Here is a 14,893-nt window from a genome sequence, read left to right as displayed (position 1 = left end):
TTTTAAAGATAGCTTCGGCTATCTTTAAAAACGCAATAAAGATTATTGCGTTTAAACTAAATATAAAGGTGCTACTCTTAGCACCTTTTTTACTTCTTAAAACTATTTCAAACTCTAAAATCTAATTAAAATAAAAAACAATTCCTACCTATTCACTCTCATTATTATTAAAAATTAATCATTTGTGATTGATTTTTAATAATAGTCTTGTGAGTGGGAAATTAAATAATATGATAAATTCAAATTCCTAATTCAAATTCTTTTTATTTGTTTTTAACCACTCTTGAGACTATTATCATAAACTAGCAAATAAATTGCTAGTTTATGATAATAATGCGAGTGAATACCAAGAACTAAGATTTTAAAAATTATACATAATTTAAAACAAAGTTTAAACGCAAAATTCCTATTTCAAATTCTTTGAATTATTAATCAAAATTCTTTTTAATCTCTTCTAATTCTTCTTTTGTGTAGCCTGCTAGTATTCTAGCATTTTCGTTCATATTCTTTATAGGTCTAATCAAATGCTTATACTCAAGCAATAATTCGCAAAAATTATCGCTCCTTCCGCCGGCATATTTATACCATTTATCGCCCTTGCTAACATGACTTACCTCATCGTGAAGAATGATGTTTAAAATCTCTAAAAGCTTTGATTTTATAGGGTTTTTTGTGCTGTTAATTTTATTTACCACATAAGGGTTTGCATCAAGCCCGCAAGCTTCTAAATGCCTATGAACTACGCCCATTCTAACTTGCAGATTTTCATTCGTAGCCTTCATTGCATCAAAAAGATTTGTATGAACCCCAAAATCTCCATAAGAAAATCCTAATTCATTTAAAGCATCGTTTATTAGGCTAAAATGAAGACATTCCTCACGTGCAACCTCAAGCCAATCGCTTGCATAATCTAATCCGCCGGCCTTATAAAATCTATAAGCAGCATCAAGTGCTAAATCAATCGCAGAATATTCTATATGCGCTACTTGATGAAGAGTTTTTGCTAGGGCTGTTTCGGAGCTTAGTTCTTTTGGTCGCTTTATTCTTGTGGGATGAATAATATCAAGGCTTTTTGCATAGCTTGGCTCATTTAAAATTAGTGGAGTGTATTCATTAAAAGCTAATTTATTACTCAAAAAATCATCGTAAAAATCATCAAATTTGGCTAATTTTTTCGCCCAATCGCTCTCACTTAATACGCTAAATAATTCACTTCCATAATCTCTCATTTAATTTTCCTTAATTTTGCGATGAAAAAGCCTGAATGTGTGTTGCTTGGCTTTATGCGATAAGTTTTAGCAAGTCTATCATCGCTGTATTTTTCATCATAATTACTTAGTCCTTGTAAATACTCGCAAGGCAAAGAAATATCTAATAATTCTACACCAAACTTAGAATTAAGCGCATTATAAATCACTGCTTCATTTTCATAAAAATTATGCGTGCAAGTGCTATATACTAGCTCTCCACCAACTTTTAATGCTGTTAGGGCTGAGTTTAGAAGCTTTTTTTGAGTAGTGGCGATTTGCTTTATTTCTTTATGCGATTTTTCTATACTAAAATCATGCATAAATGTACTACACGGAGCATCAAGCAATATTTTACTAAATCGCTTGGGTGTCTTGCGACCTATCAAAATGCCATCGTGATTATAAGTTTTTGCCTTTACGCCGTAGTTTGCTAGGATTGTTTTAAGCTTATGAAATCTTTTGCTATTTAGCTCATTTGAGCTTAGATTTTCACAATTGCCGCTAAAATTAGCTAGATTTATACTCTTACCACCCGGAGCGGCACACATATCCAAAATAATATCGCTTGAGCTAACATTTAAAGCCTTAGCACATAAATAGCTTGAGTAATCTTGTATATAAATACCGCCATTTATTGCTAAATCGTGAGTTGAAATTCCTATTTTAAATTCTTGCCTAAAAATATAAAAATTATCATCTAATTTTGTAGGCAAATACTCGCTAAAAGCCTTTAAAAACTCGTCTTCACAGCATTTAATAGAGTTTATAAATACTCCGAAATACTCCAAATCCAAAGGCTTTTTAAATCCATAAATCTCGCTAAAATGCTCGGCGTGGTTAAATATCATTAATATCCTTGCTCGTTTAGTTTTCTATACTCATCGCAACCATCTTGATTGCCTAAATCACAAGCTTTGCCAAAGTATTCTTTAGCAATTTTTTTATCTTGTCTAACACCTTCTCCATTGCCATATAAAGCACCTAAATTAAAACAACCTAGAGAGCTTCCATCTTCACAAGCTTTGGTGAAAAAATCTTTTGCTTTTAGATAATCTTGCTTTACACCTTCTGCATTGTAGTATGAAGTTCCTAGATTAGAGCATGCTTGAGCAATTCCACCATTACAAGATTTAATAGAAAATTCTATTGTTTTTGAATGATCTTGTTTTACTCCTAGACCTTTATGATATAAAGCTGCTATATTAAAACATGCCGTAGCATCCCCACCATCACAAGCTTTTGTGTAAAGCTCGCTTGCTTTTATATAATCTTGCTTTACCCCATCTCCGCTTTCATATACGTTTCCTAAGATTGAGCATGACTCAGTTTCTCCGCCATCACAAGCCTTATTTAATAATTCTATTGCTTTAGAATAATCTTGCCTTACACCTTGTCCTGTGCTATATAAACCTGCCAAACCAATACAACCTATAGTATTTCCACCATCACAAGCTTTTGTGATAACTTCAACAGCTTTTTCATAGTTTTGGCTTTTAACATATGCCTTACCTAAATCCACACAAGCTATTAAATCTCCGTTATTACACTTACTTTCAAGCTCATTCGCACCTAAAATACTAGCACCTAAAAGTGTTAAACATAATATTTTTTTCATAATATTTCCTTAAAATAATTTTTGTTTTTATAATCTTGTTTATTAAATTTTTAGTGAATATTTAAAATTATTTTTAATACCCCAAATCTTTTAATATTTCATAATTTTCGCAATTATCAATAAGATATTTAAACTCGCAAAACTTTGCAAAATACTTTTTTGCCTTAGCATAATCTTGCTTTCCCCCAAGCCCTTCGCTATACAAAAAGCCTAAGTGATTACAAGATGACTCTACTTCTTTATCACAAGCTTTAGCGTAAAGCTTCCTAGCCTTAGCATAATCTTGCTTAACTCCACCAAAGCCATTAGCATAAAAAAATGCCAAAATTGAGCAATGTTGAATCGAACCTTCGTTGCAATGCTTGGCACTAAATTTAAAAGTTTTGTGGGTTAATTCTGATTGCGTTTTAAACTCATCTTTAAAAAAGCTGCTTAAATTAAATATCCCACTTATATGTAAATTATACAAGTATTCACACCCCGCACTATTACCACCCTTGCAAGCCTTAATCCAAATATCCCTTGCTTTAGCATAACAAGCTTGTTGATAATATTCGTTCCCTAAACTAACACAAGCATTTAAATCTTTTTGATTACACTTAGTTTTTAGCTCTTTAATTTCTAAAATATTTGCATTTAAACTCAGTCCTAAAAGAAATAAACATAGTAATTTTTTCATTCTAATTCCTATTTTAAATTCCTTACCATTTGCTAGCTTTTTCTGCGCGTTTTTTATATGCTTTAGAAATTAGTGGATTTGCTCTTACATTTTCGCCTATTTCATAGATTTTAGCTAGATTTTTACAAGCTTCTTTGCTACCTAGCTCACAAGCTTGCATATAAAGTTCTAAGGCTTTGTTAAAATCCTTTGTAACTCCTAAGCCGTTTTTATATAAATCACCTATCCTAGAAAGTCCTAGTGGCTGACCTAATTCGTTTAATTTCTTATAAAACAAAATAGCATTGTCATAATCTTCTAGCATTTCACAAGTAATTGCAGCGTCATGGCATGAAGCTTTATTATCCTTATTGCAGCTTTTAGTGTGATAAATTAGAGCATTTTTATAATCATCTTTTTCATAATAATAAGCCCCTAAGCGACCGCACCAATAATCTCTCTCATTACACCAGTTTTCTAACTCAGATTTGCTAGGTCTTAAACTATAACAAGCACTTAGTAAAAGACAAAGCATTATTAAAATTAACTTACGCATTACTTAAGCTCCTTAACTACTTCATCATAGATTACACAAGCTCTATTTAGCCCTAAATCACAAGCTTTATAATAATATTCTAAAGCTTTTTTAGGCTCAACTTCTTGATAGCGATAAAAATCTCCTATACTTATACAAGCAAAAGGATTAGCATAAAGGCAAGAATTAGTTAAAATATCTTTAGCTTTTTTGATATTTTTTTTCATACCAAAGCCATTGTAATACGCCATCCCTAAAGCCCCACAATTATAAAAATCTTTATCTTTACATGCGAAATTTGCCTTTTTTAAAAAGTCTTTTGTAAAGGCTTTGTCTTCTTTAAACTCAGCATTATTTAAGGCGATTATATTTACACAAGCTACTAAATCACCCATGTCGCAAGCGATTTTTGAATATTTTCTACTTTCTTCGTAATTTCGCTCAAGCAATAGCATATATCCTGCATAAGTGCAATTAGTAGTGTTTTTGTATTTAAAATGAAGATTATATTCACATGCATCAATGGCAAATGTGCTATCATCAGGAGCGATTTTGGTAGGTTTATACATATTAAATACATCATAAGGTCTTTTTTTGCCACTTAGAATGTTATTTTGTTTGATGTTCAATGCTCTTACGCAAGGGTCTTCACAAATATCACTATCACATCTTCTATAATTTAATTCGCATGATTTGCTAAATCTCTCATAAGCAGCGTGAATATTATCGCACACTGCAAATTCTCCTGCTTTATAACACGATTCGCCGTCTCCGTAATTGCAACCTAATTCATAAAGCTTGGCAGATTCTAAAAATTTATTTGAAGTATGCGAATAAAAGCCAGTGTATTTAGCAGCTTCTTTGCAAGCTTGCGGGTTTTTTTGCGAGCATAGATTTACATAAAAGTGCTTTACGGCTAATTCTCCCCCTCCTGCTTTTTTGTATAAATTTAAGCAAGTTTCATAACTCGTGCATTCTCTAGCACCTAAAAATACTGCGAATAGTAAAAATAGTATTTTTTTCATTTTAATTCTCCTTTTAATTTATTTAAATAATTTGTATAAACATCATTAGAACAACTACTACCTAATTGAAGATAATAGTTATCAATAAATAACCTAGTAAAAGAATCATAAATTCTATTAAGATTAGGGCTAAGTTCTAAACTCAAATTATTTAAATTTGTTATTGCATAGCTACAAGGTTTATAATAACCATAAATATCATAATTTATTAATTTATCTTTGCTAAGTCTAGTTGGTAATTTTGAAGCTTCTTCTTCAAAGCGTTTTTCAAATTTTTTATAATCTTCATACAATTGCACTTCTTTATCAATTATTAAATTTACACTTTTAAAAAACTTTCCATCTATTGTATAGTTTTGTTTTTCAATTGTGCTTAATAATAAGGTATTTGGTTTTTTAAGTTCTGTTACTTCGTGCTTTGGGCTTTGATGTAAATTAAAATGACTTATTAATAGTATTCCGTGAAAGGCAATCATTAAAAATGAGAAAAAACAAAATATAACTTTAATAAATTTTTGATTTTGTTTCATTATTAACTTATAAAACCACCAAATTAATAATGAAAATATAATTGGTAGTAATAGTTGTAAAAGTACAAACCACCAAATGGCATCTCTATCAATAAGCACAATCCTTATAACCAAATAAAAAAATAAAATATATAAAGCTATTACAAATCTAGGATATAGCTTTAATCCTATAAATAAAGTAAGAGTAAAAACAATAGGATAAGTAATAAAACTTGCATATGGTATAGGAATTAAAATACTAATAATCCCACTAGCTAAATCATGTAAATTATCTAAAAAATATGCTAGATATATTAAAAACTCATTCATAATCACCCCTTTTTAAAGGCTTATTATAACTATTTTAAACGATTATTAAAATTTCAAATTCCTATTTTAAATTCCTAAATAGTCTTTCAGTAGTAAAAATGCTGCTATGCTATCTTGCTTACCATCTTTTTTCTTACTACTAATGATTTTTGCAGCTTGCTTGCTTGTAAAACTCTCATCGTGATAAGCTATATTGCTAAATTCAATTAATTTTGAAAAGTGTTCTACCCTTCTTCTCATCTCATCTTCAGCACTACCACCCATAGGAATGCCTATTACAATTTTTGTAATTTTGTGCTTTTTGATTAGCTCTTTTACAGCTTCAGCTGCTTGATTGCGATTTATTCTAATAATGGCAGGTTGAGGCATAGGAATTCCCATTATGCTAAGCGCAACGCCAATTCGCTTAAGTCCTAAATCAAGTGCTAAGATATTTTCCATTAAACGCTCCTAATTAATACTCCATCAATTACAACCTTACCATCAAGCTCATAATCATATACTAATTCGCCGTATCGCTCTAAGGCTTCATCAAGATTTGCTCCGTTTTTACAAAATTCTAAAAACTCATCATAATGTGGGGTGTAAGTATTTTGAGTTTTAAAACGCTCTTTCATCTCATCAACAAATATATCAATATCATAAATAATTTTAGCCTTATAGTTTGCGATTAGCTCATTTGTGCCATCGCTTTCTCCTATTCTTTGAGCTAATACAAAAATATCTTTATTAAGTTCAAGTGCGTGTTTTGCTGAGTTTAGCGAGCCACTTTTAATATCTGCTTGAGTGATTATTAAAATGTCGCTTAGAGCAACCACAAGGCGATTTCTAGCCAAAAAGTCATATTTTTGTGGGATATGATTTGGCTCGTTTTCGCTTAGTGCAAGGGCGTTTTCATAAATTTGTTTTATGGTTTGCTCGTTACTTTTTGGATATATTTCATTAAGTCCATTTGCAAATATGCCTATATGATAAGGCATACTTGCTTTTGCACTTTCAATATCTACGCCGATTGCTCCACCACTTACTATGCAAAATCCTGCGTTACTTAGCTTTTTGCTTAGCATAAAGGTTGCGTTTTTGGTATATACGCTCATTTTTCTTGAGCCTACTATGCTTATTTTTGGCTTATTTAGTAGGCTTAAATTTCCTTTATAGTAAATAGTTTTAGGTGGCTTTGCAAGAGTTTTAAACTCATTTATAATCGTTGTAGATATCATCTATATAAACTAACTCAACTTTAGAAAAATCATATTCACTAATTGCTTTTAGGCTGTTTTTGTGTGGATGTGCTATTGCTATTGCGCGCTTATTTTTTAATGCAAATTGCACTGCTTCATCAAGCTTTTTATTAATATCTGCAAGATTTTGTGAATTATCTAAGAATATATTTCTATGAATGTAATTTTGCTTAAATTCTTTAGCTAATACTGGTGCTTTTGTGCTTGCAATTGTTCTTGAATCTACGAAAATCAAATCGTATTTTTTAAGTGCTTTAAAAAGTCTTCTCATAGCATCTTCATCACTTGTAAAGGCTGAGCCTGTGTGATTGTTTAAAAACTTTAAATTAGGGAAAGCTATTTTTATATTTTTTATTCTATTTTCTATGTTTTTATAATCATCTTGTGGCGTTAGAGTAAGCGGCTCTTCTTTACTAAAACTTACAGCACGAAGTGGCAAATGTATCATGTAATGGCTAAATTCTTTAGCAAAATCATTTGTATTAGGATGATTATTAGTGTTTGGAAAAAAGCTAGGTGTGATTTTTTTACCACTTTTAATAATTGCTTTTATTTCATCGCTTTCTTGCCTTGTCGCTACATCATCAATAATTATTGCTAATTTTGCTTTTATATTTGTTGCCTTTGTGTCTTTTCCAAAGGCTGAATACTCTTTTGTTTCAAAGCAATTTACGCTTGTTATTTTGCAATTATCATCATTTTTATTTATATCAAGGTTAGCAAAAATCTCGCTAAATTCCTGTTTTAAATTCTTTTCTTCATTTTGATTTTTAGGGGCTTTATAAATGGCATTTACGATGTTTTTTTCATCATTTTTTGGTTTTGCTGTTTTTGTTATTTCAGTTTTTAAGCTTTTATTTGTTTCTTTATTTTCGTTTAGATTTAAGTATGTTAAAAGTCCTATTCCTATGATTATTAAAAATGCGAATATGATTTTAAGATAAGTAGCAAAGCTAGAATTAGCTTTGCTTTTTTGCTTTTTTTTAGCCATTAATTTTTGTCTTGTTGAACTAATTTGCTCTTTTCAATCCAAGGCATCATTTTGCGTAATTTAACGCCGGTTTGCTCTAAAAGGCTGTTTTTAGTAATATTGCGTCTTGCATTCATCTTAGGATAATTTGCACGGCTTTCAAGGATGAAATCTTTTGCAAATGTGCCATCTTGAATGTCTTTTAATACCTTTTTCATAGCTTTTTTGCTCTCTTCGGTGATAACTTTTTCGCCTGTAATATAATCGCCGTATTCAGCTGTATTTGAAATAGAGTATCTCATATCAGCAATTCCGCCTTGATACATTAAATCAACGATTAATTTCATTTCGTGTAAGCACTCAAAATATGCCATTTCAGGCTCATATCCAGCTTCTACTAAAGTATTAAATCCAGCTTCAATAAGTGCAGTCAAGCCTCCGCAAAGAACTGCTTGCTCACCGAAAAGGTCTGTTTCTGTTTCATCTTTAAATGTAGTTTCAATTATAGCTGTGCGTCCGCCACCGATTGCACTTGCATAGCTTAATGCTAGAGCTTTTGCGTTGCCACTTTCGTTTTGTGCAACTGCGATTAAATCAGGAACACCGCCACCATTTACGAATTCGTTTCTTACGGTATGACCTGGAGCTTTAGGTGCAATCATAATAACATCAACGCCTTTAGGTGCAACAATTTGCCCGTAATGAACATTAAAACCATGAGCAAATGCTATTGCTTTACCTTCGCTTAGGTTTGGTTTTATTTCTGAGTTAAAGATTTGTGCTTGGAACTCATCAGGAGTTAAAATCATAATAACATCAGCTTTTTTAGTTGCATCAGCAACACTTAAAACTTCAAAATTCTTTGCACGAGCTTTGTTTGCAGAGCTTCCATCTCTAAGACCAATAATAACTTTTACGCCACTATCTCTTAAGTTTTCTGCGTGTGCGTGTCCTTGAGAACCAAAACCAATAATCGCTACTACTTTAGACTTAATTAAGCTTAAATCGCAATCACGATCATAATAAACATTTACTGCCATAATTTTTCCTTTTCTTTTGATTTAATTAAGCAAATTATAACTATTTTAGTTACAATCTAATAAAAAATTATCAAATTTTATTTACTCAAAAAAGGTTTGTTATGCAAGATTTTATTAGTAAAAGAATAAAAAGCCTACCTCCACTCAATGAAAGCACACTAGAAATTCAAAGAATTTGCAATGATGAAGGTGCGTCTTTAAAAGACTTAGCAAAAGTAGTAGAAAAAGACCCAATGCTTACTGCAAATATCCTTAAATCAGCGAATTCCCCGCTTTATGGATTTTCAAGAGAAATTAGTAGTGTTGATAGGGCTGTTAATTTATTTGGAATGACAACAATTAAAGGTTTTGCTTTAAATGCAGCAGTAAAAAATTCGTTTAAGATTAATTTAAGTGCATACAATATGGACGAAGCAAAATTTGCAAAAATCTCAACAATGCAAAATTCACTAGCAATAAACTGGCTAAGCAAAGGTAGTGATGATGTAAAAAAAGTTGTAATTCCTGCTTCGTTTTTGCTAGAAATTGGAAAAATTATAATATCTGCTGAACTAATAGAAACTAATAAAGCTAATGAATTTAAACAAGGCTTAAGCGAACTTAAAAACATAAGAGAATTAAGCGAGTATGAAAAACAATTTTTGGGAATGAGTAGCGAAGAAGTAACTTCTATGATTTTTGATAAATGGAATCTTGAAGTTGATATGATTGATGCTATTTTTTATAGCGTAACTCCAGAAAAAGCAAGTAATGATATAAGAAACAATGCAGTTGCTTTAAATATCGTTTCAAACTTAGTAAATATTTTTGGAATTTTTAATGAAGAAATAATGGTTCAATGTATCTTAGATGCTAAAAATAATGGATTATTAGGGGATAAATTAATAGAAGCTATTAAAGTAGTAGAACAAGATGCTTGAATTCTTAGAAAATATTAGACAAGGTTTTAATAAATTAGAAGCTAATTCAAAGCAAAAAGAACTAATAAAAGTCTTATTAACAGAAAAAATCGTAAGCGAATACAATAATAAAATCTATTTTAATAATGGATTTTATTATGGCAAAATGGATATAAACTCAAAAGGAGATGGCTTTTTACAAGCCTCTTTTTTAGAGCGTGATTTGCTCATAAGATCAAAAGATTTACATTCAGCAAGATACGGCGATATAGTAATTGCTAAGAAAAATAAAGTAAAAAAAGGTCGCCCTAGTGCAATAGTTGTTTTGGTATTAAAAAGAGAAGAAGAATTTTCTTTAGTTATTACTCAAATGCTAAAAAATGTGATATTTGGTAAATGCTTTAAAACAGGGCTTTTAAGACAGCTTAGCGTGTCTCAAAAATCACTTAAAGCACTTCCTATTGGAACAATTTTAAAAATTGATAACGCAAGCTCTAATGTAGTAGAAGTGCTAGGCCATATTAGTGATAATAAGGTTGATGAAAAAATATCAATGGCTTTATATGATAGAGTTGAAGTTTTTGACAAAGCTTGTTTAGATGAAGCAAATGCTTATGCTGGAAGTGTTGATATTAGCTTTTATCCAAATAGGCTTGATTTAAGAGCTTTGCCATTTTGCACTATTGATCCTATTCATGCAAAAGATTTTGATGATGCTATTTATTTTGATGAAAAAAATAAGATTTTATATGTAGCAATAGCCGATGTTAGCGAGTATGTAAGAGCTTTTGGCGCACTAGATAATGAAGCTTTAAAGCGTGGATTTAGTATATATTTTCCACACAAGAGCATTCCTATGTTGCCACGCGTTTTAAGTGAAGGAATTTGTTCGCTAAATCCTAATGAGGATAGGCTTTGCTTTGGTTTTAAAATATATTTTGAAAGCTCAAAAGTAATAAAAGAAGAAATTTTTGAAGGAATAATTAATTCAAAAAGAAGATTTAATTATGATGAAGTTGATGAATATTTTCAAAATAGAATTGATTTAAAAGAATGCAATTATATCTACGCTCTAAATGAACTTACACAAAAATTAAGAAATAATAGACTAAATAAAGGCTTTAATTTCTTAACCGAAGAGCTTAGAATGGAAATTGATGAAAACTGGCAAATTAAAAAAACATATTACGAGCAATCAACAAGGTCTCATCAATTAATTGAAGATTGTATGCTTTTAGCAAATAAAGCAGCTGCGAAAATGTGTCCTGATTTAGCGATTTTTAGAAACCACAGAAGTCCTAATTACAATAAAATCACTGCTATGTATGAAGAATTACAGCTTTTAGGGATTGAGTTTAGTGGTGGCGAAAATATTTACGAAAATATTAAAAATATTCAAGCTTTAGCAGATGAATTAAACATTCGTGCAGAAGTAGATAAAATCATAATTCGCTCTATGAAAAAAGCTGAATATGGACATGAAAATGCTGGGCATTTTGCTTTAGGATTTGATAGATATTCGCATTTCACAAGTCCTATTAGAAGATATTCGGATTTGATTTTGCATAGATTATTAAAAGCTCTTATGCAAAAAAATGACAAATTATTTTCATATTTAAGCACTAATTTAGAAAATAAATGCTTTGAAGTAAGTTCTCTTGAAAGGCTTTCGGATAAGGTTGCGATGGATTTTTGCGATAGAGTATATGCAAGGTATTTTCATCAAAATATAGGCAAGAGATTTTATGTAAAAATTACAAAAAATGAAGAAATTACGATAGGGATTTTAGATGATGAGTTCAAGGGTGCAAGGATTTTTATAGCAAACCCAAATGTGCCATTGTTTTCTAGAGTTTTGGTTGAGATTTATGAAGTAGATTTAATAAGCGCTAAGGTTTTTGCTAGGATAGTTAAAGATGTATGAAGCAGAATTTAACAAAATAAAAAACAAATTACCAAATGCTTTTATGCTTTATGGAAGTTGTAGATTAAGCATATTTTTAAATCTTGAAATAATAAAAAGTGCCGATAAAAGCGATGAGAGATTAATCCTAAGAGATAGCGATTATAAGTTAGAAAAAGCTATTAATTTTCTAGGAGAAAGCTCATTGTTTTCAAATTCAAAACTATTAATATTAGAATTTGAAAAAGGAATTTCAAATAAGGATTTAAAAGAAATTTTAAAATGCATAAATAGTGAAAATAGACTAATTTTAGCTATTTACGAAACAAAAGCTTTAAAAGATTTAGAGCTAGTTATGAATAATAATTTTGTTAGATTTTTTGATAAAAAAACTAGCTTTGAGCAGATTAGTTTATTACAAGATGTAGCGAATTTTTACAATATAAAAACAAATGAAATAGCCTTGCAATATCTTCAAAAAAATTATGAATTTGATATTTTCAAAGCCGGTTGTGAGCTTTTAAAATACCAAAATCAAATTCTTGATATAAATACTTTAAAAGAGCATTGCGAAGTTGATAATGCTTTGGGTTTTGATGATTTTTTAACTAATTTTTTAAATACAAAAGAGCCAAAAGAATATATTTATAAAATCATAGAAAACGAAGATGAAATCGCACTAATTAATAAACTTTATTCAAGTCTTTTAAGATTATTTACGATTAGCTCTAATCTTAAAATAAATGGTAGAATTGATTATAAAGTTGCTTTTGGATATACGCCGCCAAGACAAGTTTGTGTTGAATTAGAAAACCAAGCTAGAAAATTATCTAAATTTTATGAAGAAATTTTTGCTATTTTGCTTGATACCGAATATGAAATAAAGCTAGATAGCAATAATTCTTCAAAAGAAATTATGTATTCAAATCTATTAAAGATTTATTTTTTAATAAACTCATAAAATATTAAGTTTAAATTGCTAAAATCTTGCCTTGCTTTATGCAAAATTCCTTGCTTAATTTAATTAGGCTTAATATCCAAAAGGAGAATCATGAGACATTATGAGGTTTTATTCATCGCAAAGCCAACGCTAACAGATGAAGAATTAAAGGCGAGAGTTGAGTTTGTTAAAGAAACTCTAGTTAAAAATGGTGCTGAAATTGCAAATACTATTGAAATGGGTGCTAGAAAATTAGCTTACCAAATTGATAAATATGAGCGTGGCGTATATTATGTAATATATTTCAAAGCTCCAGGTGCTTTAATTAAAGAACTTGAGCGTGTTTTAAAAATTACTGAAGATATTATCAGATTTTTAATCGTTAAATATGAAAACAGACGCGAAATCGCTGCGTGGGAAATACTTTCTCAAGGCAAAAGATTAGGTAAAAAAGAAAATAAAAAAGAAGCAAAGGCTGAAACCCCAGCAGAGTAAAGGATAAAAAATGAATAAAGTTATTCTAATAGGTCGTTTAGTAAGAGATGTTGAGATAAAAACCATTAGCACTACTGGAAATGCGGTAGTAAATAACGCTATTGCTGTTAGTAGATATAGAACTTCAAACACAGGCGAAAGAATAGAAGAAACTTTATTTATAGATGTAGTTTTTTATAATAGATTAGCAGAAATTGTAGGGCAATATTTAAGAAAAGGCTCAAAACTTATGGCAGAAGGCTATTTACAACAACAAAACTGGATTGATACTGCGACAAATCAAAATCGCTCAAAAATTCAACTTGTAGTTGAAAATATGGAAATGCTTGATAATAAGCCTGAAGAAACTAATGCTGCTAGAAACAATGTTCAAACTAATAATAACTACGCTAGACCTACTCAAAATAATTATCAGCAAAATAATTTCTCAAGAGAGAATAATTCATATCAAAAACAAAACAATTTTGCTGAAGAAAGAAACAATTATAACTATAACTCTTCTTATGATGAAGAGATACCATTTTAAAGGATAAATCATGGCAGAAAAAAGAAAGTATTCAAGAAAATATTGCAAATTTACAGAAGCAAAAGTTGATTTTATTGATTATAAAGACACAGCGTTATTGAAACACGCTTTATCAGAGCGTTTTAAAATAATGCCAAGAAGATTAACAGGAACAAGCAAAAAACACCAAGAAATGGTTGAGCTTGCAATTAAAAGAGCAAGAGCAGTTGCATTAATTCCTTATGTATGCGACCGCAAAAATGTAGTAACAAACCCATTTGAAGGTTTATAATAATTAGGCTAGATTTTCTAGCCTATAAAATATTCTTTATATTTTTCATCAAATTCTTTTATCAAAACACAATCAACACCAACATTAGCAGCCTTAACAATAGCTTCATCATTAGTTGCAAGTGTTAAAATTTTGCTATCAAACAAATATTTTTCAGCTAATAAAACACTATCTTTTAAAATATTAATATTTGGGATTATATATTCACACAAAGCCGCATTTGATTTTAATACTTCACTTAAAGTATTACAAAATAAAGCTTTTTTCATATTATTTTTAGCTAGATATTCGTTTTTATATTCAATACAACTTATTTTGTTTTCGTTAATTCCTATTTCAAATTCCACGGAATTAAATTGATTTTTAATATAGCTAAGTCCATAAATTATCATTTTATATCCTTTATAATTTTTTCAAGATATGTGATTTCATTCATAAAATTCATTTGTAAATATTCTAAATTATCATATATATTTGCTAATTCTTCTTCATTTGCTTTTGATATTTTTAGCTTAATTTCATTGTAATTTATATTAAATTGATTTTCTTTTAGAAGATTTATCTTTAAATTATTATAAATTTGCTCTAATTTTTGTAAATCTTGCAATTTTTCTAAACAAGTAATTTTTTTCATCTTTTTCCTTTTTTTTAATTTTATTAAATCTAAATTAATCAAACTCCCCCAC

At 29.8% G+C, this 14,893-nt stretch carries 19 protein-coding genes; 6 read left to right on the top strand and 13 right to left on the bottom strand.

Going from position 1 to position 14,893, the window contains the following annotated elements; all coding sequences use genetic code 11:
• Positions 1-428: 428 nt before the first annotated feature.
• The 11 genes from AVANS14531_RS08740 to ilvC form a co-directional block, all read right to left on the bottom strand.
• Complete coding sequence (locus tag AVANS14531_RS08740) at positions 429-1,229, bottom strand: ferritin-like domain-containing protein (RefSeq protein ID WP_336612114.1); 801 nt, start codon at positions 1,227-1,229, stop codon at positions 429-431.
• The gene (locus AVANS14531_RS08735; protein ID WP_336612113.1) at positions 1,226-2,098 is read right to left on the bottom strand and encodes an RsmB/NOP family class I SAM-dependent RNA methyltransferase; all 873 of its coding nucleotides are present in this window, start codon (positions 2,096-2,098) and stop codon (positions 1,226-1,228) included. Before AVANS14531_RS08735 ends, AVANS14531_RS08740 begins: the two co-directional genes overlap by 4 nt.
• Positions 2,098-2,865 (bottom strand): tetratricopeptide repeat protein, encoded by a 768-nt coding sequence (locus tag AVANS14531_RS08730; RefSeq protein WP_336612112.1) that lies wholly within the window; start codon positions 2,863-2,865, stop codon positions 2,098-2,100. Before AVANS14531_RS08730 ends, AVANS14531_RS08735 begins: the two co-directional genes overlap by 1 nt.
• A gap of 73 nt (positions 2,866-2,938) precedes the next feature.
• A complete protein-coding gene (locus AVANS14531_RS08725) occupies positions 2,939-3,544 on the bottom strand; it encodes a tetratricopeptide repeat protein (protein WP_336612111.1) in 606 nt (201 codons plus the stop codon).
• Positions 3,545-3,566: 22 nt separating this feature from the next.
• Positions 3,567-4,079 (bottom strand): tetratricopeptide repeat protein, encoded by a 513-nt coding sequence (locus AVANS14531_RS08720; RefSeq protein ID WP_336612110.1) that lies wholly within the window; start codon positions 4,077-4,079, stop codon positions 3,567-3,569.
• Positions 4,079-5,083 (bottom strand): tetratricopeptide repeat protein, encoded by a 1,005-nt coding sequence (locus AVANS14531_RS08715; RefSeq protein WP_336612109.1) that lies wholly within the window; start codon positions 5,081-5,083, stop codon positions 4,079-4,081. Before AVANS14531_RS08715 ends, AVANS14531_RS08720 begins: the two co-directional genes overlap by 1 nt.
• A complete protein-coding gene (locus tag AVANS14531_RS08710; protein ID WP_336612108.1) occupies positions 5,080-5,922 on the bottom strand; it encodes a hypothetical protein in 843 nt (280 codons plus the stop codon). Before AVANS14531_RS08710 ends, AVANS14531_RS08715 begins: the two co-directional genes overlap by 4 nt.
• Positions 5,923-5,988: 66 nt before the next feature.
• Positions 5,989-6,363 carry a Holliday junction resolvase RuvX gene (gene ruvX, locus AVANS14531_RS08705; protein WP_336612107.1) on the bottom strand — a complete coding sequence of 125 codons (375 nt, stop codon included), beginning with the start codon at positions 6,361-6,363 and terminating at the stop codon, positions 5,989-5,991.
• A complete protein-coding gene (locus AVANS14531_RS08700; RefSeq protein ID WP_336612106.1) occupies positions 6,363-7,142 on the bottom strand; it encodes a DNA-processing protein DprA in 780 nt (259 codons plus the stop codon). The genes ruvX and AVANS14531_RS08700 overlap by 1 nt, the downstream gene beginning before the upstream one ends.
• Positions 7,117-8,154 (bottom strand): divergent polysaccharide deacetylase family protein, encoded by a 1,038-nt coding sequence (locus AVANS14531_RS08695; RefSeq protein ID WP_336612105.1) that lies wholly within the window; start codon positions 8,152-8,154, stop codon positions 7,117-7,119. Before AVANS14531_RS08695 ends, AVANS14531_RS08700 begins: the two co-directional genes overlap by 26 nt.
• Positions 8,154-9,173, bottom strand: a complete 1,020-nt coding sequence (gene ilvC, locus AVANS14531_RS08690) for a ketol-acid reductoisomerase (protein WP_239817574.1) — start codon at positions 9,171-9,173, stop codon at positions 8,154-8,156. The genes AVANS14531_RS08695 and ilvC overlap by 1 nt, the downstream gene beginning before the upstream one ends.
• A gap of 101 nt (positions 9,174-9,274) precedes the next feature.
• Here ilvC and AVANS14531_RS08685 point away from each other — a divergent pair, with 101 nt between their 5' ends.
• The 6 genes from AVANS14531_RS08685 (at position 9,275) to rpsR (ending at position 14,207) form a co-directional block, all read left to right on the top strand.
• Positions 9,275-10,093: an HDOD domain-containing protein gene (locus AVANS14531_RS08685; RefSeq protein ID WP_239817575.1), complete on the top strand. Its 819-nt coding sequence runs from the start codon at positions 9,275-9,277 to the stop codon at positions 10,091-10,093.
• The gene (locus tag AVANS14531_RS08680) at positions 10,086-11,996 is read left to right on the top strand and encodes a ribonuclease R family protein (protein WP_336612104.1); all 1,911 of its coding nucleotides are present in this window, start codon (positions 10,086-10,088) and stop codon (positions 11,994-11,996) included. Before AVANS14531_RS08685 ends, AVANS14531_RS08680 begins: the two co-directional genes overlap by 8 nt.
• Complete coding sequence (locus AVANS14531_RS08675) at positions 11,989-12,936, top strand: hypothetical protein (RefSeq protein WP_336612103.1); 948 nt, start codon at positions 11,989-11,991, stop codon at positions 12,934-12,936. Before AVANS14531_RS08680 ends, AVANS14531_RS08675 begins: the two co-directional genes overlap by 8 nt.
• A gap of 90 nt (positions 12,937-13,026) precedes the next feature.
• A complete protein-coding gene (gene rpsF / locus AVANS14531_RS08670) occupies positions 13,027-13,410 on the top strand; it encodes a 30S ribosomal protein S6 (RefSeq protein ID WP_239817578.1) in 384 nt (127 codons plus the stop codon).
• Between the two features lie 10 nt (positions 13,411-13,420).
• Positions 13,421-13,936, top strand: coding sequence for a single-stranded DNA-binding protein (ssb, locus tag AVANS14531_RS08665; RefSeq protein ID WP_336612102.1), 516 nt, complete (start codon positions 13,421-13,423; stop codon positions 13,934-13,936).
• A 10-nt stretch (positions 13,937-13,946) separates the two neighbouring features.
• A complete protein-coding gene (rpsR, locus tag AVANS14531_RS08660; RefSeq protein WP_214116366.1) occupies positions 13,947-14,207 on the top strand; it encodes a 30S ribosomal protein S18 in 261 nt (86 codons plus the stop codon).
• A gap of 17 nt (positions 14,208-14,224) precedes the next feature.
• On the opposite strand, the gene AVANS14531_RS08655 is transcribed toward rpsR, so the two are convergent.
• A complete protein-coding gene (locus tag AVANS14531_RS08655) occupies positions 14,225-14,599 on the bottom strand; it encodes a hypothetical protein (RefSeq protein WP_336612101.1) in 375 nt (124 codons plus the stop codon).
• Positions 14,596-14,841: a hypothetical protein gene (locus AVANS14531_RS08650; protein WP_336612100.1), complete on the bottom strand. Its 246-nt coding sequence runs from the start codon at positions 14,839-14,841 to the stop codon at positions 14,596-14,598. The genes AVANS14531_RS08655 and AVANS14531_RS08650 overlap by 4 nt, the downstream gene beginning before the upstream one ends.
• Positions 14,842-14,893 lie beyond the last annotated feature (52 nt).

The organism is Campylobacter sp. Cr9 (genome assembly GCF_020138295.1).
Taxonomy (GTDB): domain Bacteria; phylum Campylobacterota; class Campylobacteria; order Campylobacterales; family Campylobacteraceae; genus Campylobacter_E.
The sequence above is the reverse complement of the archived record's forward strand: the minus strand, read 5'-3'. Positions and strand labels throughout refer to the sequence as shown.

What these genes read in the sequence shown, in the direction of transcription:
- ilvC (WP_239817574.1), bottom strand. Translation starts at nt 9,173, where the DNA reads ATGGCAGTAAATGTTTATTATGATCGTGATTGCGATTTAAGCTTAATT.
- AVANS14531_RS08650 (WP_336612100.1), bottom strand. Translation starts at nt 14,841, where the DNA reads ATGAAAAAAATTACTTGTTTAGAAAAATTGCAAGATTTACAAAAATTA.
- AVANS14531_RS08685 (WP_239817575.1), top strand. Translation starts at nt 9,275, where the DNA reads ATGCAAGATTTTATTAGTAAAAGAATAAAAAGCCTACCTCCACTCAAT.
- AVANS14531_RS08700 (WP_336612106.1), bottom strand. Translation starts at nt 7,142, where the DNA reads ATGATATCTACAACGATTATAAATGAGTTTAAAACTCTTGCAAAGCCA.
- rpsR (WP_214116366.1), top strand. Translation starts at nt 13,947, where the DNA reads ATGGCAGAAAAAAGAAAGTATTCAAGAAAATATTGCAAATTTACAGAA.
- AVANS14531_RS08735 (WP_336612113.1), bottom strand. Translation starts at nt 2,098, where the DNA reads ATGATATTTAACCACGCCGAGCATTTTAGCGAGATTTATGGATTTAAA.
- AVANS14531_RS08715 (WP_336612109.1), bottom strand. Translation starts at nt 5,083, where the DNA reads ATGAAAAAAATACTATTTTTACTATTCGCAGTATTTTTAGGTGCTAGA.
- AVANS14531_RS08680 (WP_336612104.1), top strand. Translation starts at nt 10,086, where the DNA reads ATGCTTGAATTCTTAGAAAATATTAGACAAGGTTTTAATAAATTAGAA.
- AVANS14531_RS08720 (WP_336612110.1), bottom strand. Translation starts at nt 4,079, where the DNA reads ATGCGTAAGTTAATTTTAATAATGCTTTGTCTTTTACTAAGTGCTTGT.
- ssb (WP_336612102.1), top strand. Translation starts at nt 13,421, where the DNA reads ATGAATAAAGTTATTCTAATAGGTCGTTTAGTAAGAGATGTTGAGATA.
- AVANS14531_RS08740 (WP_336612114.1), bottom strand. Translation starts at nt 1,229, where the DNA reads ATGAGAGATTATGGAAGTGAATTATTTAGCGTATTAAGTGAGAGCGAT.
- AVANS14531_RS08695 (WP_336612105.1), bottom strand. Translation starts at nt 8,154, where the DNA reads ATGGCTAAAAAAAAGCAAAAAAGCAAAGCTAATTCTAGCTTTGCTACT.
- rpsF (WP_239817578.1), top strand. Translation starts at nt 13,027, where the DNA reads ATGAGACATTATGAGGTTTTATTCATCGCAAAGCCAACGCTAACAGAT.
- AVANS14531_RS08730 (WP_336612112.1), bottom strand. Translation starts at nt 2,865, where the DNA reads ATGAAAAAAATATTATGTTTAACACTTTTAGGTGCTAGTATTTTAGGT.
- AVANS14531_RS08710 (WP_336612108.1), bottom strand. Translation starts at nt 5,922, where the DNA reads ATGAATGAGTTTTTAATATATCTAGCATATTTTTTAGATAATTTACAT.
- ruvX (WP_336612107.1), bottom strand. Translation starts at nt 6,363, where the DNA reads ATGGAAAATATCTTAGCACTTGATTTAGGACTTAAGCGAATTGGCGTT.
- AVANS14531_RS08675 (WP_336612103.1), top strand. Translation starts at nt 11,989, where the DNA reads ATGTATGAAGCAGAATTTAACAAAATAAAAAACAAATTACCAAATGCT.
- AVANS14531_RS08725 (WP_336612111.1), bottom strand. Translation starts at nt 3,544, where the DNA reads ATGAAAAAATTACTATGTTTATTTCTTTTAGGACTGAGTTTAAATGCA.
- AVANS14531_RS08655 (WP_336612101.1), bottom strand. Translation starts at nt 14,599, where the DNA reads ATGATAATTTATGGACTTAGCTATATTAAAAATCAATTTAATTCCGTG.